Origin of the sequence: Streptomyces sp. NPDC048288 (genome assembly GCF_043201555.1) — a bacterium.
In the GTDB taxonomy this organism is placed as follows: domain Bacteria; phylum Actinomycetota; class Actinomycetes; order Streptomycetales; family Streptomycetaceae; genus Streptomyces.
Window position 1 is genome coordinate 80,607 of sequence record NZ_JBICZD010000021.1, and the last position, 24,052, is coordinate 104,658.

The 24,052-nt window shown below is 68.0% G+C and carries 15 protein-coding genes; 11 read left to right on the plus strand and 4 right to left on the minus strand.

Annotated elements, in window-relative coordinates; all coding sequences use genetic code 11:
• The first annotated feature begins 95 nt into the window (after positions 1-95).
• The 5 genes from ACGFZS_RS46205 (at position 96) to ACGFZS_RS46225 (ending at position 5,857) form a co-directional block, all read left to right on the plus strand.
• Positions 96-1,262 (plus strand): alginate lyase family protein, encoded by a 1,167-nt coding sequence (locus ACGFZS_RS46205; RefSeq protein ID WP_393800226.1) that lies wholly within the window; start codon positions 96-98, stop codon positions 1,260-1,262.
• A 150-nt stretch (positions 1,263-1,412) separates the two neighbouring features.
• Entirely contained in the window at positions 1,413-3,956 is a 2,544-nt protein-coding gene (locus tag ACGFZS_RS46210; protein ID WP_393800227.1) for an ATP-binding protein, read from the plus strand.
• Positions 3,953-4,639: a response regulator gene (locus tag ACGFZS_RS46215; RefSeq protein ID WP_359210871.1), complete on the plus strand. Its 687-nt coding sequence runs from the start codon at positions 3,953-3,955 to the stop codon at positions 4,637-4,639. The genes ACGFZS_RS46210 and ACGFZS_RS46215 overlap by 4 nt, the downstream gene beginning before the upstream one ends.
• A gap of 60 nt (positions 4,640-4,699) precedes the next feature.
• The gene (locus ACGFZS_RS46220) at positions 4,700-5,098 is read left to right on the plus strand and encodes an OB-fold nucleic acid binding domain-containing protein (protein ID WP_355709974.1); all 399 of its coding nucleotides are present in this window, start codon (positions 4,700-4,702) and stop codon (positions 5,096-5,098) included.
• A gap of 3 nt (positions 5,099-5,101) precedes the next feature.
• Positions 5,102-5,857: a DUF3159 domain-containing protein gene (locus tag ACGFZS_RS46225; protein WP_393800228.1), complete on the plus strand. Its 756-nt coding sequence runs from the start codon at positions 5,102-5,104 to the stop codon at positions 5,855-5,857.
• 64 nt (positions 5,858-5,921) lie between these two features.
• Here the strand turns inward: ACGFZS_RS46225 and ACGFZS_RS46230 are convergent, their stop codons facing one another.
• Entirely contained in the window at positions 5,922-6,593 is a 672-nt protein-coding gene (locus ACGFZS_RS46230; protein ID WP_351710019.1) for a TrkA family potassium uptake protein, read from the minus strand.
• Positions 6,593-7,264, minus strand: coding sequence for a TrkA family potassium uptake protein (locus tag ACGFZS_RS46235; protein WP_355709980.1), 672 nt, complete (start codon positions 7,262-7,264; stop codon positions 6,593-6,595). The genes ACGFZS_RS46230 and ACGFZS_RS46235 overlap by 1 nt, the downstream gene beginning before the upstream one ends.
• Before the next feature lie 363 nt (positions 7,265-7,627).
• Here ACGFZS_RS46235 and ACGFZS_RS46240 point away from each other — a divergent pair, with 363 nt between their 5' ends.
• Positions 7,628-9,673 (plus strand): APC family permease, encoded by a 2,046-nt coding sequence (locus ACGFZS_RS46240; protein WP_393800229.1) that lies wholly within the window; start codon positions 7,628-7,630, stop codon positions 9,671-9,673.
• A gap of 124 nt (positions 9,674-9,797) precedes the next feature.
• Complete coding sequence (locus ACGFZS_RS46245; RefSeq protein ID WP_393800230.1) at positions 9,798-11,126, plus strand: class I SAM-dependent RNA methyltransferase; 1,329 nt, start codon at positions 9,798-9,800, stop codon at positions 11,124-11,126.
• 341 nt (positions 11,127-11,467) lie between these two features.
• On the opposite strand, the gene ACGFZS_RS46250 is transcribed toward ACGFZS_RS46245, so the two are convergent.
• Positions 11,468-11,665, minus strand: a complete 198-nt coding sequence (locus tag ACGFZS_RS46250; RefSeq protein ID WP_393800231.1) for a hypothetical protein — start codon at positions 11,663-11,665, stop codon at positions 11,468-11,470.
• A 788-nt stretch (positions 11,666-12,453) separates the two neighbouring features.
• On the opposite strand from ACGFZS_RS46250, the gene ACGFZS_RS46255 reads away from it, so the two are divergent.
• The 4 genes from ACGFZS_RS46255 (at position 12,454) to ACGFZS_RS46270 (ending at position 23,703) form a co-directional block, all read left to right on the plus strand.
• Positions 12,454-16,053, plus strand: a complete 3,600-nt coding sequence (locus ACGFZS_RS46255; protein WP_393800237.1) for a LamG domain-containing protein — start codon at positions 12,454-12,456, stop codon at positions 16,051-16,053.
• 213 nt (positions 16,054-16,266) lie between these two features.
• Complete coding sequence (locus ACGFZS_RS46260; RefSeq protein WP_393800232.1) at positions 16,267-22,773, plus strand: restriction endonuclease fold toxin; 6,507 nt, start codon at positions 16,267-16,269, stop codon at positions 22,771-22,773.
• Between the two features lie 31 nt (positions 22,774-22,804).
• Positions 22,805-23,173, plus strand: a complete 369-nt coding sequence (locus tag ACGFZS_RS46265) for a hypothetical protein (protein ID WP_393800233.1) — start codon at positions 22,805-22,807, stop codon at positions 23,171-23,173.
• 278 nt (positions 23,174-23,451) lie between these two features.
• Positions 23,452-23,703 carry a hypothetical protein gene (locus ACGFZS_RS46270; RefSeq protein ID WP_393800234.1) on the plus strand — a complete coding sequence of 84 codons (252 nt, stop codon included), beginning with the start codon at positions 23,452-23,454 and terminating at the stop codon, positions 23,701-23,703.
• A 111-nt stretch (positions 23,704-23,814) separates the two neighbouring features.
• Here ACGFZS_RS46270 and ACGFZS_RS46275 read toward each other — a convergent pair.
• Positions 23,815-24,052 (minus strand): hypothetical protein (locus ACGFZS_RS46275; protein ID WP_393800235.1); only part of this gene is annotated, 238 nt, incomplete at its 5' end.

Here is a 24,052-nt window from a genome sequence, read left to right on the forward strand (position 1 = left end):
CTTGACGGCACATTGGTCTGTACCTACGGTCACGGCTCACGCGCCGTTCATAAAGGCGCCTCACGTTCACTCACATGAACGAAAGGCCTTCAGGTATGCGCAGAACCGGACTCCTCGTGGCCGTCGTCGCCCTTCTCGCCGGAGCCCTCTCCTGGCCGGCGCGGGCCGCCCCCAGCACCTTCGCGCACCCCGGAGTCACCGTCTCCAGGGCCCAGCTGGACTTCGCCCGCACCGAGGTGCTGGCCGGCGCCCAGCCCTGGAAAGCGGCCTACGACCAGATGATGGCGAGCAAGTACGCCGACCTGAACCGCACGCCCGCGCCCCGGGCGACGGTCGAGTGCGGGTCGTACTCGAACCCGAACTACGGCTGCACCGACGAGCGCGAGGACGCGATCGCCGCGTACACCGACGCCCTCGCCTGGTACATCACCAAGGACGCCCGGTACGCCCAGAAGGCCATCCAGATCATGGACGCCTGGTCGGCCACCATCACCAGCCACACCAACAGCAACGCGCCCCTGCAGACCGGCTGGGCCGGCTCCTCCTGGCCCAAGGCCGCCGAGATCATCAAGTACACGTACACCGGCACCTGGGCCAACCAGGCCCGCTTCGCCACCATGCTGCGCAACGTCTACCTCCCCACCGTCATCAAGGGCTCCAACTCCAACGGCAACTGGGAGCTGACGATGATGGAGGCCGCCGTCGGCATCTCCGTCTTCCTGGAGGACAAGACGTCGTACGACACGGCCATGGCCAAGTTCCGCACCCGCGCGGCCGCCTATGTCTACCTGGCCTCCGACGGGTCGGTGCCGAAGACCGTGCCCAGCCAGAACCTCGACACCACCGCCAAGATCGTCTCCTACTGGCAGGGCCAGTCCACCTTCGTCACCGGCCTCACCCAGGAGACCTGCCGGGACCTCACGCACACCGGGTACGGCATCTCCTCCATCTCGCACATCGCCGAGACCAGCCGGATCCAGGGCGAGGACCTGTACGGCACGGACGTCGGCGAGCGGCTGCGCCAGGCGCTCGGCTTCCAGGCCAAGTACCAGCTGGGCACCGCCGTCCCCGGCTGGCTCTGCGGCGGCTCCCTCACCCTCGGCCTCGGACCCGTCACCGAGGTCGGCTACAACGCCCTCCACAACCGGCTGGGCATCGCCATGACCAACACCCAGACACTCACCCGGAACAACCGCCCCGCGGGCACCAACAACCTCTTCGTCGCCTGGGAGACCCTCACCCACGGTGACAACCCCAACTGAGCCACCGGCAGGGCGCCGGACCTGCGGCACCGGCGCCCATCAGGGTTGTGTCAAAGATGCCCGCCACCCGGCTCCCCGCCCCGTCCACCGGGATTGTTGGCCGTAAGGTCGACGCTGCGTATACGGCAGTCACGGGAAGACAATGGGGCCATGGCACGCGGCAAGCTTCGGATCTACCTCGGCGCGGCACCGGGCGTGGGCAAGACCTACGCCATGCTGTCCGAGGCGCACCGGCGCGTGGAACGGGGCACCGACTGCGTGGTCGCCTTCGTGGAGCACCACGACCGGCCGCGCACCGAGGTGATGCTGCACGGCCTGGAACAGGTCACGCGCCGGGAACTGGAGTACCGGGGCGCCGCCTTCACCGAGATGGACGTGGACGCCGTACTGCGCCGCGCCCCCGCCGTCGCCCTGGTGGACGAACTCGCGCACACCAACATCCCGGGCTCCCGCAACGCCAAGCGCTGGCAGGACGTCGAGGAACTGCTCGCCGCCGGGATCGACGTGGTCTCGACCGTCAACATCCAGCACCTGGAGTCCCTCGGCGACGTGGTGGAGTCCATCACCGGCGTGCGCCAGCGCGAGACCGTGCCCGACGAGGTGGTCCGGCGCGCGGACCAGATCGAGCTGGTCGACATGTCGCCCCAGGCGCTGCGCCGGCGCATGGCGCACGGCAACATCTACACGTCCGACAAGGTCGACGCGGCCCTGTCCAACTACTTCCGCCCCGGCAACCTCACCGCCCTGCGCGAACTGGCCCTGCTCTGGGTCGCCGACCGGGTCGACGAGTACCTGAAGCAGTACCGCAGCGAACACCGGGTGTCCGCGATCTGGGGCTCACGGGAGCGGATCGTCGTCGGCCTGACCGGCGGTCCCGAGGGGCGGACGCTGATACGACGGGCCGCGCGGCTCGCCGAGAAGGGCGCCGGCGGCGAGGTGCTCGCCGTCTACATCTCCCGCAGCGACGGCCTGACCTCCGCCTCCCCGAAGGAACTCGCCGTCCAGCGCACCCTGGTCGAGGACCTCGGCGGCACCTTCCACCACGTCGTCGGCGAGGACATACCGGCGGCCCTGCTCGACTTCGCGCGCGGGGTCAACGCCACCCAGATCGTGCTCGGCTCCTCGCGCCGCAAGGCCTGGCAGTACGTCCTCGGGCCCGGCGTCGGCGCCACCGTCGCCCGCGAGTCGGGGCCGGACCTGGACGTCCACATCGTCACCCACGACGAGGCCGGGAAGGGGCGCGGGCTGCCCGTGACGCGGGGCGCACGGCTGGGGCGCGGCCGGATCATCGCGGGCTGGATCGTCGGCCTGGCCGGCCCGGCCGCCATGGCGGTGCTGCTGAACACCGTCGCCCTCGGCCTCGCCAACGACATGCTGCTGTTCCTGACCTTCACGGTCGCGGCCGCGCTGCTCGGCGGGCTCTTCCCGGCGCTGGCCTCGGCGGCCTTCGGGTCGCTGCTGCTGAACTACTTCTACACCCCGCCCCTGCACCGGCTGACCGTCGCCGACCCGAAGAACATCGTCGCCATCGTGATCTTCTTCGGGGTCGCGCTGTCCGTCGCCTCGGTCGTGGACCTCGCCGCCCGCCGCACCCACCAGGCGGCCCGGCTGCGCGCCGAGTCGGAGATCCTCTCCTTCCTCGCCGGCAACGTGCTCAGAGGCGAGACCAGCCTGGACGCGCTCCTCGAACGGGTCCGGGAGACCTTCGGCATGGAGTCCGCCGCCCTGCTGGAACGGGCGAGCGACGTGGACCCCTGGACCTGCGCGGGCCGGGCCGGCTTCGGACCCGCCCTCGGCCGGCCCGAGGACGCCGACGTCGACATGCCCGTCGGCGACCACATGGCCCTCGCGCTGACCGGCCGGGTGCTGCCCGCCGAGGACCGCAGGGTGCTCGCCGCCTTCGCCGCCCAGGCCGCCGTCGTACTGGACCGCAGACGCCTGCGGGAGGAGGCCGAGCAGGCCCGCGCCCTCGCCGAGGGCAACCGGATCCGCACGGCGCTGCTGGCCGCCGTCAGCCACGACCTGCGCACCCCGCTGGCCGGCATCAAGGCGGCCGTCACCTCGCTCCGCTCGGACGACGTGGACTGGTCCGAGGAGGACCGGGCGGAACTCCTGGAGGGCATCGAGGAGGGCGCCGACCGGCTCGACCACCTCGTGGGCAACCTCCTCGACATGTCCCGGCTGCAGACCGGCACCGTCGTCCCGATCGTCCGCGAGTTCGACCTCGACGAGGTGGTCCCGATGGCGCTGGTCGGGGTGCCGGACGGCAGCGTGGACCTCGACGTCCCCGAGAGCCTGCCGATGGTCGAGGCCGACGCCGGGCTCCTGGAGCGGGCGGTGGCCAACCTGGTCGAGAACGCCGTCAAGTACAGCCCGTCCGACCGGCCCGTGCTCGTCTCCGCGAGCGCCATCGCCGACCGGGTGGAGGTGCGGATCGTGGACCGCGGGCCCGGCGTGCCCGACGACGCCAAAGACCGCATATTCGAACCCTTCCAGCGCTACGGTGACGCTCCGCGCGGCGCCGGGGTCGGACTCGGGCTCGCGGTCGCCCGGGGCTTCGCGGAGGCGATGGGCGGCACCCTCAACGCCGAGGACACGCCCGGCGGCGGGCTCACCATGGTCCTCAGCCTCCGCGCGGCAGGATCGGTCACCGCGCCGCAGGCAACAGCAGAACCGGAAAGGCAGGCCTCATGACCCGGGTGCTCGTGGTCGACGACGAGCCGCAGATCGTGCGCGCCCTCGTGATCAACCTCAAGGCGCGCAAGTACGAGGTCGACGCGGCCCCCGACGGCCGTACCGCCCTCGAACTGGCCGCCTCCCGCCACCCCGACGTGGTCGTCCTCGACCTCGGCCTGCCCGACATGGACGGCGTCGAGGTGATCAGGGGGCTGCGCGGCTGGACCCGGGTGCCGATCCTGGTGCTGTCCGCCCGGCACTCCTCGGACGAGAAGGTCGAGGCGCTCGACGCGGGCGCCGACGACTACGTCACCAAGCCCTTCGGCATGGACGAGCTGCTGGCCCGGCTGCGGGCCTCCGTACGCCGTGCCGAGCCCGTCGCCGGGGGCGGCGAGGACGACGTCCTGGTGGAGACCGACGGGTTCACCGTCGACCTGGCCGCCAAGAAGGTCAACCGGGCCGGCAAGGACGTCCGGCTCACCCCGACCGAGTGGCACCTGCTGGAGGTGCTGGTCCGCAACACCGGCCGGCTGGTCAGCCAGAAACAGCTGCTGCAGGAGGTCTGGGGGCCGTCGTACGGGACGGAGACCAACTACCTGCGCGTGTACATGGCCCAGCTGCGCCGGAAGCTGGAGGCCGACCCTTCGCACCCGAAGCACTTCATCACCGAACCGGGTATGGGATACCGGTTCGAGAAGTGAGCCGGGTCGCGAAGTGAGCTTGACTACGGCGGTGTCGGCGGGTCCCGGTACGCTTCAGACATGAGTGCTGTTCCTCGTTCCGAAAAGCCGGCCGGCCGGTTCCGGCGCATGCTCGACCGGCTCTCCACCTCCCAGGAGGACCTGGAGTCGGAGGAGCTGCGCGAGGACGCCGACACGGCGGGCTGCACCAGGATCGGCGACTGCCACGACCGGCAGATCGTCACCGTTACTGGTACCTTGCGCACGGTCACCCTGCGGCCGCGTGCCGGAGTCCCGGCCCTGGAGGCCGAGCTGTTCGACGGCTCCGCCGCGCTGGACGTGGTGTGGCTCGGCAGGCGCTCCATCGTGGGCATAGAACCGGGGCGCAGGCTGATCGCATCTGGCCGGATCTCGATGAGCCGGGGCCGCCGGGTGCTGTTCAATCCCAAGTACGAACTGAGACCCCTCGGTAGGGAGTAGCCGGTGACGTCGCTCGACAAGCCGACCGAAGACACGCAGGCGCGGGACGATGCGCGGGCGGTGACCGAGGCCGCGCTGTTCGAGGCCTTCGGCGGCGTGCGCGGCATGGTCGAGACCGTCCTGCCGGGCCTGCTGTTCGTCACGATCTTCACCATCAACAAGGACCTGCACTGGTCGGCGATCGCCGCCCTCGCGGTCTCCGTGGTGCTGGTCGTGGTGCGCCTCGTCATGAGGGACACCGTGAAGCACGCCTTCAGCGGTGTCTTCGGCGTCGCCTTCGGTGTCGTGTTCGCGATGATGACCGGCAACGCCAAGGACTTCTACCTGCCCGGCATGCTCTACACGCTGGGCCTGGCGCTGGCGTACATCATCACGACCCTGTGCGGGGTGCCGCTGATCGGCCTGATCCTCGGCCCGGTCTTCAAGGAGAACCTCTCCTGGCGCACCCGCAACCCCGGCCGCAAGAAGGCCTACGCCAAGGCCAGCTGGGCGTGGGGCCTGATCCTGCTCGCCAAGTGCGCGATCCTCTTCCCGCTGTACTGGTGGGCCAACACCGCGCAGCTCGGCTGGGTGCTGGTCGCCCTGAAGATCCCGCCGTTCCTGCTCGCCGTCTGGCTCACCTGGGTCTTCCTGGCGAAGGCGCCGGCTCCGATCGACGTGTTCGCGGAGATGGAGGAGGCCGAGAAGGCCGAGGAGGAGCGCAAGGCGGCGCTGGCCACCGAGGGCGGCGAGGCCGCCGGCGGCCGCCACCGCAAGTAGCCACCGATACGACGGAAGGGGCGCTCTCCGCGCGGAGAGCGCCCCCTTTTGCACGCGCGGTACGTCAGACGTCTTCCCGCCGGACCGACAGCAGGTCCTCCAGCTGCTCCTCGCGGGCCTGGGCGGCGACGAAGAGCAGCTCGTCGCCCGCCTCCAGGGAGTCCTCGCGGGACGGGGTCAGGACCCGGGTGCCGCGGATGATCGTGACCAGCGAGGTGTCCTCGGGCCACTCCACGTCGCCGACCTGGGTGCCGGCCAGCGCCGACTCCTCGGGCAGGGTGAGCTCGACGAGGTTGGCGTCGCCGTGGCTGAAGCGGAGCAGCCGGACCAGGTCGCCGACGCTCACCGCCTCCTCGACCAGCGCCGACATCAGACGCGGGGTGGACACGGCCACGTCCACGCCCCAGGCCTCGTTGAACAGCCACTCGTTCTTGGGGTTGTTGACCCGGGCGACGACGCGCGGAACGCCGTACTCCGTCTTCGCGAGGAGCGAGACGACCAGGTTCACCTTGTCGTCGCCCGTCGCGGCGATCACGACGTTGCAGCGCTGCAGCGCCGCCTCGTCGAGGGAGGTGATCTCACAGGCGTCGGCGAGCAGCCACTCCGCCTGGGGGACCCGCTCCACCGAGATGGCGGTCGGGGCCTTGTCGATCAGCAGCACCTCGTGGCCGTTCTCCAGCAGCTCGCCCGCGATCGAGCGGCCGACGGCGCCGGCACCGGCAATGGCGACCCTCATCAGTGACCGCCCTCCTCTTCCGGACCCCCGGCGAAGGCGGCCTCGACCTTGTCGACGTCGTCCGTCCGCATCATCACGTGCACCAGATCGCCCTCCTGCAGCACCGTCTGCGAGGTGGGCAGCATCGCCTCGCCGAGCCGGGTGAGGAACGCGACCCGGACGCCGGTCTCCTCCTGCAGCTTGCTGATCTTGTGGCCGACCCACTTCGGGGAGACATGTACCTCGGCGAGCTGGACCCCGCCGGTGGGGTCGCGCCACAGCGGCTCCGCGCCCGAGGGCAGCAGCCGGCGCAGCATCTGGTCGGCGGTCCAGCGGACCGTGGCGACGGTCGGGATGCCGAGGCGCTGGTAGACCTCGGCGCGCCGCGGGTCGTAGATCCGGGCCGCGACGTTCTCCACGCCGAACATCTCGCGGGCCACCCGTGCGGAGATGATGTTCGAGTTGTCACCGCTGGAGACGGCGGCGAAGGCGCCCGCCTCCTCGATGCCGGCCTCGCGCAGGGTGTCCTGGTCGAAGCCGACCCCGGTGACCCGGCGGCCGCCGAACCCGGGGCCCAGCCTGCGGAAGGCGGTGGGGTCCTGGTCGATCACGGCGACCGTGTGCCCCTGTTGCTCCAGGGTCTGGGCGAGAGCGGAACCCACTCTGCCGCAGCCCATGATGACGATGTGCACGACCGTCCTTCCGGTGTCCAAAAGTTACTGCTCAGCCCCATCAGGGTCTCAGACCGAGCCCCAAGCTACACACGCACCGTCCCGGCCGGGCACCCCCTGGCGACGCTCATCGCCGAGTGATGCTGCGCACGCTCCAGGCAGTGAGGATTCCGAGGCCGACAAGGGCTACCGCTCCACCGATCAGCTCTGCGGTTGCGGGCACGGGACCTCCGAAGTGCGACGACAGGCGGGGTCTGCCATCTAGGCACGGATCGGGCGTAAGCTGCGGAATCCGCAGTTCCATACGTCATCTTTTTCACCCGTGAGGCAGATCCCGCACTGCGGCTGGAGACCTGCCAGGTGGAAGGCCTACGATCCTCTCTCGTGTCCAAACTGACCGACGTGCCCAAACGGATCCTGATCGGGCGCGCACTGCGCAGTGACCGGCTGGGCGAAACGCTCCTGCCGAAGCGCATCGCCCTCCCCGTCTTCGCCTCCGACCCGCTGTCCTCCGTCGCGTACGCGCCGGGGGAGGTCCTGCTGGTCCTGTCCATCGCGGGCGTGTCGGCCTACCACTTCAGCCCCTGGATCGCGGTCGCGGTCGTGGTGCTGATGTTCACGGTGGTCGCCTCCTACCGGCAGAACGTGCACGCCTACCCGAGCGGCGGCGGCGACTACGAGGTCGCCACCACCAACCTCGGCGCCAAGGCCGGCCTCACCGTCGCCAGCGCCCTGCTCGTCGACTACGTCCTGACCGTCGCCGTCTCCATCGCCTCCGGCATCGAGAACCTCGGCTCCGCGATCCCCTTCGTCGTCGAGCACAAGGTCCTCTGCGCGGTCACCGTGATCGTGCTGCTCACGCTGATGAACCTGCGCGGCGTGAAGGAGTCCGGCAAGCTCTTCGCGATCCCGACGTACGTGTTCGTCGGCGGCGTCTTCATCATGATCGCGTGGGGCGCGTTCCGGGGCCTGGTCCTCGGGGACACGATGCGCGCCCCGACCGCGGACTACCACATCAAGGCCGAGCACCAGGGCCTGGCGGGCTTCGCCCTGGTCTTCCTCCTGCTGCGCGCCTTCTCCTCCGGCTGTGCCGCGCTCACCGGTGTCGAGGCCATCTCCAACGGCGTGCCGGCCTTCCGCAAGCCGAAGTCCAAGAACGCGGCGACCACGCTGGCCATGATGGGTCTGCTGGCGGTCACGATGTTCTGCGGCATCATCGCGCTCGCCGCCGTCACCAAGGTCCGCATGGCCGAGAACCCGGCCAGCGACCTGCTCCGGGGCGGCGTCCCGATCGGCTCCGGCTACGTCCAGAACCCGGTGATCTCCCAGGTCGCCGAGGCCGTCTTCGGCAAGGGCAGCTTCCTGTTCGTGCTGCTCGCCGCCGCCACCGCCCTGGTCCTCTTCCTGGCCGCCAACACGGCCTACAACGGCTTCCCGCTCCTCGGCTCGATCCTCGCCCAGGACCGCTACCTGCCCCGCCAGCTGCACACCCGCGGCGACCGGCTCGCCTTCTCCAACGGCATCGTGCTGCTGGCCGGGGCCGCCGCCCTGCTGGTGGTCATCTACGGCGCCGACTCGACCCGGCTGATCCAGCTCTACATCGTCGGCGTGTTCGTGTCCTTCACGCTCAGCCAGACCGGCATGGTCCGGCACTGGAACCGCCACCTGGCGGTGGAGAAGGACCCGGCCAAGCGCAGCCACATGATCCGCTCCCGCGCGATCAACGCCTTCGGCGCCTTCTTCACCGGCCTGGTGCTGGTCGTCGTCCTGGTCACGAAGTTCACCCACGGCGCCTGGGTGGCGCTGCTCGGCATGTGCATCTTCTACGCCACGATGACCGCGATCCGTAAGCACTACGACCGCGTCTCCGAGGAGATCTCGGCCCCCGAGGAACCGGACGACGACCTCGTCCGCCCCTCCCGCGTCCACTCGGTCGTGCTGATCTCCAAGATCCACCGCCCCACCCTGCGCGCCCTGGCCTACGCCAAGCTGATGCGCTCGGACACCCTGGAGGCGCTCACCGTCAACGTCGACCCGGCCGAGACGAAGGCGCTGCGCGAGGAGTGGGAGCGGCGCGGGATAGACGTGCCGCTGAAGGTCCTCGACTCGCCCTACCGCGAGATCACCCGGCCGATCATCGAGTACGTGAAGGGCCTGCGCGCCCAGTCGCCGCGCGACGCGGTCTCCGTGATCATCCCCGAGTACGTCGTCGGCCGCTGGTACGAGCACATCCTGCACAACCAGAGCGCGCTGCGGCTGAAGGGCCGCCTGCTCTTCACCCCCGGCGTCATGGTGACCTCCGTGCCCTACCAGCTGGCCTCCTCCGAGGCGGCCAAGATCCGGGCCCGCAAGCGGCAGGACTGGAACGCGCCGGGTGCGGTACGGCGTGGTCCGGCGGAGGCGAGGCCGAAGGAGCCCAGCGGCAGCTGAGCGGGACGGGGGCGCCGGGAACCCGATGGGCGACGAAGGACGCCGGGAACGACGTAGACTGGTGGGCTGTCGTCGGCCCCCGCCCGGGCCGTTCCCCTCCCCTCTCTCTGGAGTCACCCCACTCATGCAGGCAGAACCGAAGAAATCGCTGGTGGGGACGGAGTACGAGGTCGAGGTCGGCCCGGTCGCGCACGGCGGGCACTGCATCGCCCGCACCGCCGAGGGCCAGGTGCTGTTCGTCCGGCACGCGCTGCCCGGCGAGCGGGTCGTGGCCCGGGTGACCGAGGGCGAGGAAGGGGCCCGCTTCCTGCGCGCCGACGCGGTCGACATCCTCGACGCGTCCAAGGACCGGGTCGAGGCCCCCTGCCCCTACGCCGGCCCCGGCCGCTGCGGCGGCTGCGACTGGCAGCACGCCAAGCCGGGTGTCCAGCGCCGGCTCAAGGGCGAGGTGATCGCCGAACAGCTGCGGCGGCTCGCGGGCCTCACGCCCGAGGAGGCCGGCTGGGACGGCACGGTGATGCCCGCCGAGGGCGACAAGCTGCCGGCCGGCGAGGTGCCGCAGTGGCGCACGCGCGTGCAGTACGCGGTCGACGCCGACGGCAACGCCGGACTGCGCCGGCACCGCTCGCACGAGGTGGAGCCGATCGAGCACTGCATGATCGCGGCGCCGGGCATCAGCGAGCTGGGCATCGAGGAGCGCGACTGGTCGGGCATGGTCTCGGTCGACGCGATCGCCGCGACGGGCTCCCAGGACCGCATGGTCATCCTGGAACCGCGCCCCGGCGCCCGCCTCCCCCTCGTCGAACTCGACCGGCCCGTCTCGGTCATGCGTGTCGACGAGCACGACGGCGGTATCCACCGCGTCCACGGCCGCGCCTTCGTCCGCGAGCGCGCCGACGGCCGCACCCACCGCGTCGGCAGCGGCGGCTTCTGGCAGGTCCACCCGAAGGCGGCGGACACCCTGGTCACGGCGGTCATGCAGGGCCTCCTCCCGCGCAAGGGCGAGATGGCCCTGGACCTCTACTGCGGCGTCGGCCTCTTCGCCGGCGCCCTCGCCGACCGCCTCGGCGAGAAGGGCGCGGTCCTCGGCATCGAGTCCGGCAAGCGCGCGGTGGAGGACGCCCGGCACAACCTCGCCGACTTCCCCCGCGTCCGTATCGAACAGGGCAAGGTCGAGTCCGTCCTCCCGCGCACCGGCATCACCGAGGTCGACCTCATCGTCCTCGACCCGCCCCGCGCGGGCGCCGGCCGCCAGACGGTCGCCCACCTGTCGTCCCTCGGCGCCCGCCGCATCGCCTACGTCGCCTGCGACCCGGCCGCCCTCGCCCGCGACCTGGCGTACTTCCGGGACGGGGGGTACCGGGTGCGGACACTGAGGGCGTTCGATCTGTTTCCGATGACTTCGCACGTGGAATGCGTGGCGATTTTGGAGCCTGCTGCAAAGGGGCTCTGACCTGCGACTTTCTTGGGTTTTTCAGGTGTAGCCGGAAGTGCTCGACCTGTTTCCGAAGTCCACCGCGTGGAGCAAGCTGCAGGTTCCCGACACGGGTTTCACGTGCGGTTTCGCAGCGGGGGCCTGGTCGAGAACGCTCTGCCTCAACTTCGTGAGGACGGGTTCGGGAAATGTCTTGACGCTCGTTCGACGCTCTTTCTGACGGAGCGTGAGGTGGTTGTCCTGAACCAGGCAGAATGCCGAGGGATTGTACGGGGACTCGCTCGTCGACCGCGGGACGCTCAAGATAGCAGCGGGTGACGGCAGAGCCGCTGACATACAGCTCGCCCCGGTTCAGGGCCTCAGGCCGATGGCCGATCGGTGAGCAGTTCCTGCCAGCGTTCTTTGAGGGTGTTGCGCAGGAGGTCGTGGAAGAGCCGGTAGACCGTGGTGCCCTCACTGCGGTCGGTCACCAGGTAGGCGCTCAGCCGTGTGCCGAGCAGCCACGCGATGTCGCTGTCACCGTAGTAGTCGCCGTCGTCGTCAACCGCATGCGCCATCAGCGGCCATATCCCGCGCCACGGAATGCCCGACCCGAAGGCGAACGCGACCGCTCATGGTGATCGCGTCGCGCACGTGGGTGCCGTCGGCGGTGTATCGATTGCCACGGGCTGTCCACTCGGGGCTCGGCAACCGCGCTGGCCGTGGAGGCAGCCGTCCGTGGGACTGCTCGATGCGCGTCGGGTGTGGCCCTGCTGGTCGCCTTGCCTCGCCCGGCATGGTCCGTCTCTCCGCAGGGTGCTGCATGTGCTGGTCCTGTTGCCAGTGGGTGGCTGGCGCCGTCGTCCTGGCATTCTCGATCAGCGGCCACCTCGGACGAGTGGTGAGCTGGGGCCTCGCCGACTTAGGGGACGTGCACCTGTGCCGGACGCAGGACTGAGCACTGTGGTGCGGTTCGGTCGAGTTCGCTCTGCTGCATGCCGGTGTACTCGCTGCCGTGGCCTATGTGACTCGGCGCGGGACGCTCCTCTATCTGTGCCTCTCCTGTGAGAGGTGACTCGTTTCAAGCCATGATCTGTCCCTGCCAATTTCGCCTGCTTGAAAGTGTTGACTCGACACGGGTGCGGCGACTTAGATCTTCAAATTGTAAAGATCTCATAAAGGTGGGGTGGGGGCTATGGGGTGGGGTGTGTCGCGCCGTCATGCCGGTGCGCACGGGGGGCACAGCAGTTCCGCTGGACACAGCAGGTGGAGCGTGAGACGAGTCCTCTCAGGCGCGGTGGCAACGGCACTATTGGCAGGACTCCCCGTGGTGGTCGTGTCGGCGCCGACGGCTCACGCGGATGCGATGTCGGAGGCGCAGGCCGCCGCGGCGCAGGCAGCTGAGTCCGGCGAGCAGGTTGAGGTGGTGGGCCAGCGCACCGAGTACTCGACAACCTATGCGAATCCTGACGGCTTGACGTTCAAGCTGGTGCAGTCGGTGGTTCCCGTGCGGGCCAGGGTCGCTGACGGTTCGTGGGCGACGCCGGACGCGACGCTGGAGCGGCGAGCTGATGGTTCGATCGGGCCGAAGGCCGCGGTGTTGGGTATCTCGCTGTCGGACGGTGGCGATGGCGATGCTCTGGTGAAGCTGTCCGAGGGCGGGGCGTCGCTGTCCTTGGGCTGGCCGGGGGAGCTTCCGCAGCCGACGCTGGACGGTGCGTCCGCGCTGTACGCGGACGTGCTGCCGGGTGTGGACCTGCGGATGACGGCTACCGTGGAGGGCGTTCGGCAGGTGCTGGTGGTCAAGAGCGCCCAGGCGGCTGCCAACCCGGAGTTGAAGAAGCTCGACTTCTCCATGCGGGCCGATGGACTCACTGTGCGGGACGGGGGTGGTGGCCTGTCGGCGGTGGACGCCGACGGCAACACGGTCTTCCGTGCCCCGGCTGCGCAGATGTGGGATTCCGCGGGTGATGCGACCGCCTCATCGGGGACCACCTCAACGGTGACCGCGTCGCAGGCTTCGTTCGGGTCGACGTCGGTGAGTGATGCATCGGGGTCAGCTCAGGATGCGCCGGCCGAGGACGGCTCCGGCGAGACATCGGCGGACCCCACGGCGGGCCCGAGCGACGGTGACACTTCTGTGGTGCTGCCCGTGTCGGCCGACACGGATTCGGTCACGGTGGTGCCGGACGCGAATCTGCTGACCGGCGCGGACACGGTGTACCCGCTGTACATCGACCCGGAGGTGTCGTGGGGCGAGTCGGAGCGCACCCTGCTGTCGTCCGACGGGGACACGTTCTACAACTTCTCCGGCGGTGACGACGGCAAGGGCGTCGGCTACTGCGGCACTTATGTGAGCGGCGGCTACGCCTACCCCTGCGGTTCGGGTTACAAGAACCGGATGTACTTCGAGTTCTCGCCGAGCAAGCTGGCAGGCAAGCAGGTGCTGGATGCCACCTTCAAGGTCACGGAGCGGTTCTCGATGTCGTGCGAGCCGTCCTGGGTGGATCTGGTGCGTACGGGGAACATCACTTCGTCCACCACCTGGCCCGGCCCGACGAAGAACTGGGACCTGATGGTCGACCGGTACGTCTCGGCCGGCCGGGGTTCCGCGTGCGAGCCCAGTCAGCCGGACAAGGCCATCGAGTTCAACGACAGCTCCACCGAGACCAATGAGAACCTCACCTCGACTGTGAAGAAGTTCGCTGCTGGTGATTTCTCCCGTCTCACTTTGATGTTGAAGGCTCACGACGAGTCCGATCCCAATGGCTGGAAGCGGTTCGACGACGACGCGGTGCTGGTCGTGGATTTCGTCGGTATCCCGGCCAAGCCGACCTCGATCGGTCTGGTGACGGGTGATGGCACTCAGTGCGAGACGAAGCAGAGTGACCCGCTGATCGTCTCGGACCCGACCCCGCAGCTGACCGCCACTGTGCAGACGGCCAAGGGCGGCGAGGACGACGCCCTTCTGCGCGCGGCTTTTGACCTCGACAAGTACACCGCCAGTAGCGACTCCTGGTCCCAGGCTGTCGATGAGATGGAGCGGCCCACCAGCGGCCATGCCTCCGACAACGACAAGCTCTACGCGACCACACCGACACTGACCGACGGCACCCTGTACCGATACCGCTCCTGGACCCGTTCCTACTACAACAGCTACGCCAGCCACCTCTCCTCTGCGTCCAACGCCTCCACCACCGGATGGTGCTACTTCAAAGTCGACTCAACACGTCCGAAGGCTCCGGGTATCGCGGTGGCCAGCCCGTATTCCCGGTGCACGGCCAACGCGTGCGAACCGGGGGGCGGCCCTGGTGTGAAGGCGACCTTCACCTTCACCCCTCACTCGGGGGACACCAACACTGCCTACCAGTACAAGCTCTCCACAGAGAGTTCCTGGTCCTCCGCGATCTCCGGCGCAACGGTGACCAGGGACATCACTCCGAGCACCTCAGGCACGTACACCATCTACGTGCGCGCCAAGGACACCATCGGCTGGGGTGCCCAGAACGCGATCGACTTCGTGGTCGCCGAGGGCGAAGGCCCCGTCGGGCAGTGGCATTTCGACGAGACCAGCGGCGCCGCGATCGACACCTCGACGACGGTGACGGCCGATCAGGACAACGCCGCTCTCTCCGCTTCGGGTGCCTCCCGCGACGCACGTGGTCGGCGCGGTGTCATCACCAAGGACGCCAGTGGCAACGACCTCGCCACCCCGGTCACCGACACCGGGCTGAGCCTGGACGGCTCCGCCGGCTATGCGGCTACCTCCGGCGCGGTACTGGAGACACGGGCCTCTTACACGGTGTCGGCCTGGGCCCGCATCGCTTCGGCTCCGGCACACAACTATGCCGTTGTGTCGCAGGTGGGTACGGATGCCACCGCGTCGGGGTTCTCGCTCTACTACTCGACCTCCTACAAGGGCTGGATCTTCAACTGGCACTGGCGTGACTCGGCCGGAACCTCGCACATCATCCGGTCGTACGCCAACCAGACGTCGATTCCGTTCGGGGTATGGACGCACCTAGCCGGCGTCTACGACTCGGACGCCAACACCATCCAGCTGTATGTCAACGGAAAGCCCCAGGGTTCCCCCGTCGCGCTGGACGCCGGGCAGCCCGCGGCCGCCAACGGCAGTTTCCTGATCGGCCGGACCCTCTACACGGCAGGGTCTCCCACCGATTACTTCGGCGGCCAGATCGACGAGGTCCGGGCCTGGCAGACCAAACTCAGCGACGACCTGGTCTCCCAGGACGCACGGCTGCTGAATTCCACCGGCTACGCGGGGGCCGAACTGGTGGCTTCCTGGAATCCGGCCGACGCCGCCGGCACCACCCTCGCGGACACCGACTCCGGCTACGGCCGCTCGCTCACCCTGTCGGGCGGCGCGTCCCTCGACGGTGAGGGGATCGTGCTCGACGGAACGGACGACGCAGCCACGGCCTCCGGACCACTGGTGGACGAGACCGGCTCTTTCACCGTGACCACCGCCGTACAGCTGGACAGCGATGCGCTCCTGACCAAGAGCGTGGGCTACACGGCTCAGGTGATCGGACAGCGTAGTGCCGACGGTTCCGCCTGGGGCTTCTGGTACGAGCTGAAGAGCATCGAGGACGACCCGGAGACGGAGACGACGGTGCCTGTCGGCGTGTGGCACTTCGGGCGCCTCAACGCGGACGGCACCTTCACCGGTGTCACGTCCAACGACGCCGCCACGCTGGGCAGTCCGGTGCGTATGACCGGTGTCTACGACGCTCAGTCCGGCACGATCAGCCTCTATCTCGGGCTCAACCAGAACGGTGACGACACTGCCTACACGGCTGTCGTCGGATCCGGTGACTTCGCGGTCGGCAAGGGCTTCGTGAGCTCCTCCTGGGGCCACTACCTCCCCGGATCCATCACCGACATCCGTGTCTGGGCCGGTGCCATGGCCAGCCAGGACCAGATCGCCAACACCGTCGGGGACTGATCCCGCCGCCAAACCGCTGGGGCGGGCGGCGACAGGCAACGCCCCCCGCCTCGCTTCACCATCACACGGCTTGCGGCTCGCGCCACCACCGACCCTGTCACGCCGAGGCGTTGACGTCCGTCGCAGCCTGTCCGCCCCGCTCTCGGACTTTCCGATCCTTCTTCACCTGGGGGTTTCGTGCGTTCCCGAATACCAACCCGCTGGGCGCCGCTAGTGGTGACCCTGTCCCTGGCCCTGACCGTCCCGGCCGCCCTGACACCGGTTGCGGCTGCCGCCACGAGCGGCCTCGGTAAGCCCGCGGTGGCCGATCAGCGCGTGAGCAAGGTCCGGACGGTGGCTGGGCTGGGAGCCAAGAAGGCCCGCGCCACGGTCGCCAAGGCCAAGGCAGCCAACGCAGCCCAAGCCAAGCGGGCAGCGGCAGAGCAGAAGACGACCTGGCCCACGGCAGCCGAGGACACAGCACAGATCCCGGCACACGGGAGAGCGAAGCTCACCGCCGGCGGACTGCCGGTGACGATCACCTGGGACGGCGGCAAGGACGCTGTCGGCGGCCAGGCGCGGGTGCGCGTCCTGAGTCACAAGGCCGCCGAGGCGGCCGGCATCAAGGGGATCCTGCTCACCGCGACCGCCGCCAGTCCCGGCAAAGCCGAAGTGAGCGTGGACTACTCAGCGTTCGCGTCCGCGTACGGTGGTGGCTGGTCGGGCCGCCTGAAACTGGTCCGGTTGCCCGCTTGCGCCCTGACCACGCCGAAGAAGGCGGCGTGCCGGGTGCAGACTCCGCTCGCTTCGCGCAATGACATCTCCGGCCAGGCCGTCTCGGCACGGGTGGGCCTTGCCTCCACTTCGGCTGCCACCACCAGCCTGAAGAGCGCTTCCGCGGTGTCGGCTGTCACCGCCTCGGCCACCGTCCTCGCGGTGACCGCTTCCGCGGGCGAGTCCGCCTCCGGCTCGGGCAACTACTCCGCCTCACCCCTGTCGTCCTCGTCCAGTTGGGAAGCAGGCGGCTCTTCCGGCGCCTTCACCTGGTCCTACCCGCTGAGCGCGCCCCCGGCCGCGGCCGGCCCCTCCCCGACGCTGTCGCTGTCCTACGACTCCGGCAGTTCGGACGGCAAGACGGCGTCCTCGAACAACCAGGCCACGCAGATCGGCGAAGGTTTCGACCTCACGTCCTCCTACGTCGAACGCTCCTACGGCTCCTGTGACGACGACGGCCAGGACACCACATACGACCAGTGCTGGAAGTACGACAACGCCTCGCTCGTCCTCAACGGCAAGTCCAGCGAACTGGTCAAGGACGACACCACCGGCGTGTGGCGGCTCAGCGACGACGACGCGTCCACCGTCACCCACTCCACCGGCGCCGACAACGGCGACAACGACGGCGAGTACTGGACGGTCATCACAGGTGACGGCACGAAATACGTCTTCGGCCTCAACAAGCTGAGCGGTGCCGACACCGAGCGGACCAACTCCGTATGGACGGTACCGGTCTACGGCGACGACTCCGGCGAGCCCGGCTACGACAACGGCGACTCCTTCTCCGGCCGCTCCCTCACCCAAGCCTGGCGCTGGAACCTGGACTACGTCCAGGACCCGGTCGGCAACGCGATGACCTACTGGTACACCGCCGAAACCAACTACTACGCCAAGAACGGCGCCGACACCGCCACCACCGCGTACACCCGGGGCGGCTACCTCACCAAGATCCTTTACGGGCAGAACAAGGACACCCTGTTCAGCGGGGTCACCTCGGACAAGGTCACCTTCTCCTACGACGAGCGCTGCACCGCCGCCGACTGCTCCTCGCTGACCGACTCCACCGCCGACAACTGGCCGGACGTCCCCTACGACTCCATCTGCGCCAAGGACGCCGACTGCGACGCCAAGAGCCCCGCGTTCTTCACCCGCAAGCGCCTGACCGGCATCGACACCTATGCATGGTCGGCCGCCTCCAGCGCCTTCACCGCCGTCGACGCCTGGGCCCTGACCCAGGCGTTCCTGGACGGCGGCGACATCGGTGACACCTCCGACCAGACCCTCGTGCTGAAGTCCATCAAACACACGGGCAAGAACGGCACCGACATCGCCCTGGACCCGGTCACCTTCGGCTACCAGATGCGGGCCAACCGGGTCGACTCCAACTCCGACGACATCCTCCCGCTGACCCGCCCGCGCATCGAGACGGTGACGTCCGAGACCGGCGCGATCACCACCGTCACCCTGTCCGACCCGGAATGCGTACGCGGCTCCAATATGCCGGCCGCCGAGGACAACGACACCAAGAGTTGCTACCCGAGCTACTGGCACATCAACGGCGCCAGCGAATCGTCGATCGACTGGTTCCACAAATACCGCGTGACGGCGGTCCTCTCCTCCGACCCGACCGGCCAGAACCTCGCGGTCGAGCATGCCTACAGCTACTCCGCCCCGGCCTGGCACTACAACGACGACCCGATCACCCCGGCCGACGAGCGCACCTGGTCCATCTGGCGCGGCTACGGCAAGGTCACCGACACCACAGGCGAATCCGACGGCACCCAGTCCAAGACGGTCTCGCTCTACCTGCAGGGCATGAACGGCGACAAGCAGAAGGACGGCACGACGCGCTCCGTCTCCGTCGCCGGAATCGACTTCACCGGCCTGGACGTGGCCGACCAGACCGACAGCGACCCCTACGTCGGCCAGCTACGCGAGCAGATCACCTACAACGGCTCGACGCCCGTGACGGTCAAGGTCAACGACCCCTGGCTGAAGAAGACGGCCACCCAGCACAAGTCGTACGCCGACACCGAGGCGTACTACGTCCGCACCGCGAAGACCTACACCCACACCTATCTCACCGCCACGGCGAAGTGGCGTACCAGCGCCACCTCGACCACCGACTTCGACGACTACGGCATGCCCACCAAGGTCTACGACGAAGGCGACACCGCCGTCACCGGCGACGAAACCTGCACCCGCACCTGGTACGCACGCAACGACACCCTGGGCATCAACTCCCTGGTCTCCCGCACCCGCAAGGTCGGAAAGGCGTGCTCGGTCGCCGAGACCTCCCTGTCGCTGCCGACCTCCTCCGCCACCCGCGGCGATGTCCTCTCCGACACGGCCACCGTCTACGACAACGCCATGGCCACCGCCTGGACCACCTCCCAGACACCAACCAAGGGCGAGATCACCTGGACCGGCCGCGCCTCCGCCTACCCGGCCACGGCCACCAGCGGCGAGCGCGCCCCGAGCACCTGGCAGACGCTCTCCAAGCTGACCTACGACACCCTCGGCCGCGTCCTCACCTCCACAGACGCCGGCAGCAACACCACGACCACGACCTACACCCCCACCGCAGCCGGCCCTCTGACCAGGACCAAGGTCACCAACCCCAAGTCCCAGAACATCTATACCTACGCCGACTACGCCCGGGGCACCCCCACCAAGGCTTACGACGTCAATAACAAGATCACCGAGAGCACGTACGACGCCCTCGGCCGTAAGACCGCCACATGGCTGCCCAACCGCTCACACTCGCTGTCACAGAGCGCCAACTACACCTACGACTACTCGGTCTCCAATGACGCACCGTCCTGGACGTCGGTGTCGACCCTCAAAGCCGATGGCACCACGTACAACACCACCTACACCCTCTACGACTCCCTGCTGCGTACCCTGCAGACGCAGTCGCCGACCGCGGTCGGGGGCAGGCTGCTGACGGACACCCGGTACGACAGCCGCGGCCTGGCCTACGAGACGTACGCCGACATCTTCGACTCCACGGCGGCCCCGTCCGGGACCTACACGCGGGCGGAGTACGGAGAAGCGCCCAAGCAGACCGAGGTCGTCTTCGACGGAGCCGAGCGCCCCACGTCGAACACCCTGCTCGTCTACGGCGTGCAGAAATGGTCCACGTCCAGCACCTACACGGGTGACTCCACTGCCACTACCGCTGTCGCCGGCGGTTCGGCGGTCCGCACCATCACCGACGCCCAGGGCCGGACGGTGGAACGCCGCGAGTACGCCGGCACCTCCCCGGCCGACACCGCCTACGGGGCCACCACCGGCGCCGCCTACACCTCCACCGCATACGCCTACACCCGCGACGGCAAGCAGTCCGCGATCACCGGCCCTGACGGCAACTGGTCCTACGTCTACGACCTCTTCGGCCGTCAGACCTCCGCCACCGACCCCGACAAGGGCACTGCTACCACCGGTTACACCACCCTCGACCAGACCTCCTGGACCAAGGACGGCGCGGGACGCGTCACTGTCTACGCCTACGACGTCCTCGGCCGCACCACCGACACCTGGAGCGCCGCCTCCAACGCCGACCTCGCCTCCACGCTGGAGGAACAGGTCGACGCCAACAAGCTCACCCACTACGCCTACGACACCCTGTACAAGGGCCAACTGGACTCCTCCACCCGCTACATCGGCGGAGTCTCCGGCAGTGCCTACACCAAGCAGGTCACGGCGTACGACAACCTCTACCGTGCCACAACCACGCAACTGACGCTGCCCGCAGCCGACAGCCTGGTCACCTCCGGCGCGATCTCGTCCTCGACGCTGACCTTCTCCACCAACTACAACCTCGACGGAACCCAGCAGTACACCTCCGAACCCGCAGCCGGCGGACTCAGCTCCGAAACCATCAACACCGACTACAGCAGCCTGGGCCTGCCCACGGCTGTCACCGGCTCCACCGGCTACCTCCTCGGCGCCAGCTACTCCGCTCTCGGCCAGACCGAACAGCTCACCCTGGGAACGTCGTCCGCGTCCGGCACCAAGAAGGCGTACATCACCAACAAGTACGAGGAAGGCACCGACCGGCTGAAGGAGTCCGCGGTCACCGACCAGACCCACAGCTACCAACTGCAGGACCTCAACTACACCTACGACGACGCCGGCAACGTCACCGCGATCAGTGACCCCACCACCCTGGGCGGCACGAGCGCGGCCGACTACCAGTGCTTCACCTACGACGGCTACCGCCGCCTGACCAACGCCTGGACCCCGTCCACCGCCGACTGCACCACCAGTAACCGAACCACCGCCAACCTCGGCGGCGCCAGCCCGTACTGGACCTCGTACACGTACACGGACTCAGGTCTGCGCAAGACCGAGACCACCCACACCACCAGCGTCACCACCACGAAGACCTACTGCTACAGCGCCACCAAGCCCCACCAACTCGCCGCCACCACCACAGGCAGCACCTGCACCGGAGTCACCGCCACCTACGGCTACGACGACACCGGCAACACCACCACCCGCCTCGATGGCACCTCCTCCCAGTCCCTGGCCTGGGACAACGAAAGCCGCCTGAGCAAACTGGTGGAGGGCACCAGCACCACCGGATACGTCTACGACGCCGAAGGCAACCTGCTCATCCGCCGCAACACCGCAGGTGAGACCGTCCTCTACCTCGGCGCCACCGAAGTCCACCTGGACACCAGCACCTCCACCACCAAGTACTGGGCCCAGCGCTACTACTCCGCCGGATCCACCACCATCGCGGTCCGCACCAACAAATCCGGCACCGCCACCCTCTCCTACCTCGCAGCGGACCAGCACGGCACCGCGACCCTGTCCCTGGACGCCACCACCCAGGCCGTGACCAAGCGCTACACCACCCCCTTCGGTACATCCCGCACTGGCGGCACCGGAACCTGGCCGGACGACAAGACCTTCCTCGGCAAGTCCGCCGACTCCTCCTCCGGCCTCGTCCACATCGGAGCCCGCGACTACGACCCGGTCATCGGGCGCTTCATCAGCGTCGACCCTCTCCTCAGCCTCGACCAGCACCAGTCCCTCAACGGTTACACCTACGGCAACAACAACCCCACCACCTTCGCCGACCCCACCGGCACGGAAGTCGGCTCCCGCCCCAACTCCTGCCAGTACGACCTCAAGTACTGCGACAAGCAGACGCAGAAAGAGGTCGGATACGACCCCTCCACCGGCCGCGCCAACGGCGGCACCGCCGCCACGAGCAACACCGGCAGCACAAAGAAGAGCAGTAACAGCAGCGGCGGAGGTGGTGGCGGGCTCCTGCACTGGGTGTCCAGCGCCGTGGACACCACCATCAACTACGGCACCGCCATCCTCACCAACACCGACATCCTGACCGGCGGCTTCGAGACAGCCCTCAGCATCTTCGCCATGAATTTCGGCGGCGATATAGCTGTCGGCGGAGCCCTGCTCTGCACCACCGTCGCCGGCTGCGTCATCGGCGCCCCCGCAGCAGCAGGCGGCGTCGCCCTCGCAGGCGCCGGCGCGATGGGCGCAGCGGACGGCATCAACCGCATCGACAGCGGGCTCAACAAGGCTCTGTCGGAAGCCAGCGGTGAATCGTCCTCCTCGGCCTCTGCCACGAACGGCGGAATGGGTAACCTGGTCAAGGTCAACAAGCCGGATGCCTCGGCTGACGCATTGGCAGATCGTCTCGGCGGTGAATCAAGAGTAAGGTTCGAGAACGACCCAGCGGGCAGAGAATTCGATGCCGTGAGTGATACATACGTGGCTCAGGCGAAGCCTGCGAATTTTGTTCTGGGGAAGGCATTCCGAAAGCAGGCCGCAGCCACGTTCCAGATGGCGAAAGACACCGGGCGGGTGCCGTACTTCCAGTTCGATGGCCCTCCTGGGTCGGGAGTTACCGACGCCATCAGGAGATATACTCAGCGTTACCAGATGCCGGCAGTGATCGACACCGAACCTCTGGTCGTTCCGTAAGGCGAGAATGGTATCGAAGGGTGGCGGAATCGTGGCCGTTTATGTGGCAGTGCGAGGTTGGCTGGAATGTGATCAAGCTCAGCTTTCCATGGTGAAGGAAATCATCGCGAAGCATGCTGGTGATCACTATTCCGGCGGGTGGGGGTTTCCGGCCCATCCGTTCAATTGGACGTCGTATGTTTTTTACGGCGGTGACATTCAAGAAGGGGACGTACCCTGGCTGCGCGACCAGTTGACGGAAATGGCTGTCCTGCCGCCCGCCGATGAGGCGGACTCCGAGGTGCAAGGACTGTTCATGCTCACGCATGAGGTCGAAGGGCTGACCGAGTGGCAGATTCGAGACAAGGGCGTCCATGGGTTCCCCGGTGACGAACGACATCAGTACTTGGGCCCCTCGTAGGAATTGTCCGTGAACTCATTGATCGCGTACCTGATACGAGGCCATCGAAGCGCTCGCGGTGAGCTGAGTGCATAGACGTCGTGGGGGCGAGTCGGGTGAACTCGCCCCCCCTGCGGAGAGGCTAAACGAGAAAAGGATCGCTCTTTAATAGGTGACGGTGCCCATTCCGTGGAAGCCGTGAGGTTGCAGGGATGGATTTCAGCCGGTTGCTTAGGGGCGTGCAAAAGAGTCCAGACGCCTACGGGCTCAACGGATGATATCGGGAGTTTGTCGCGTTCGTGATCGGCTGCAACTCGGCAACCGGTGGCCAGTTGCTGGACGGATTCTCCGTCTACCTGGCGCAGAGCCTCGGTAGCGGCGGAAATCTCTCCTGGGCGCTTCTAGTTGCCAAACTGGGAGTTGCTCCGAACGAGATCCGTCACGTGGATGATATCTCCGGAGCGGCTGAGATGCAGGTAGTGGCGCGGCTTTTCGTGGAGCTGCTCAAAATCCTAGAAAATCGCGAGGCGGTGGACATAGCGTCGAACTGATGGCCTGCGCCGGGCGGCTGTGCTAGCTGCCCGGCGCAGGTGATACCGCCGATTCAGGATTTCCGGATCGGCTTCATCAATCGATTGGGCTCTTCACCATCTTCGAGGCGATCAGTTCTGGCTGCCTGATACTGGCAACGCCAGCTGGCGGTCCAGGACCGGTGTTTCACCGGAGAAGTCAAGATCGAGGGCGGCGGGCGCCGCGTTCATCCGGTGTTCGTCGGTGGATGTCTTTGCGGCAAGTGGTGTGCATCCGGTGGCGGTAGGCGTGATGGTCGAGGCGCGGGACGTACGTCTCACCGTCTGATTACTCCAAGGACGACGACAGCGGCGGCGATGGATCGCGCAG

Bases quoted from the DNA above. Each gene is read 5' to 3' on its own strand.
- ACGFZS_RS46210 (WP_393800227.1), top strand. From the start codon at position 1,413: ATGGCACGCGGCAAGCTTCGGATCTACCTCGGCGCGGCACCGGGCGTG.
- ACGFZS_RS46220 (WP_355709974.1), top strand. From the start codon at position 4,700: ATGAGTGCTGTTCCTCGTTCCGAAAAGCCGGCCGGCCGGTTCCGGCGC.
- ACGFZS_RS46205 (WP_393800226.1), top strand. From the start codon at position 96: ATGCGCAGAACCGGACTCCTCGTGGCCGTCGTCGCCCTTCTCGCCGGA.
- ACGFZS_RS46250 (WP_393800231.1), bottom strand. From the start codon at position 11,665: ATGGCGCATGCGGTTGACGACGACGGCGACTACTACGGTGACAGCGAC.
- ACGFZS_RS46230 (WP_351710019.1), bottom strand. From the start codon at position 6,593: ATGAGGGTCGCCATTGCCGGTGCCGGCGCCGTCGGCCGCTCGATCGCG.
- ACGFZS_RS46245 (WP_393800230.1), top strand. From the start codon at position 9,798: ATGCAGGCAGAACCGAAGAAATCGCTGGTGGGGACGGAGTACGAGGTC.
- ACGFZS_RS46215 (WP_359210871.1), top strand. From the start codon at position 3,953: ATGACCCGGGTGCTCGTGGTCGACGACGAGCCGCAGATCGTGCGCGCC.
- ACGFZS_RS46255 (WP_393800237.1), top strand. From the start codon at position 12,454: ATGTCGGAGGCGCAGGCCGCCGCGGCGCAGGCAGCTGAGTCCGGCGAG.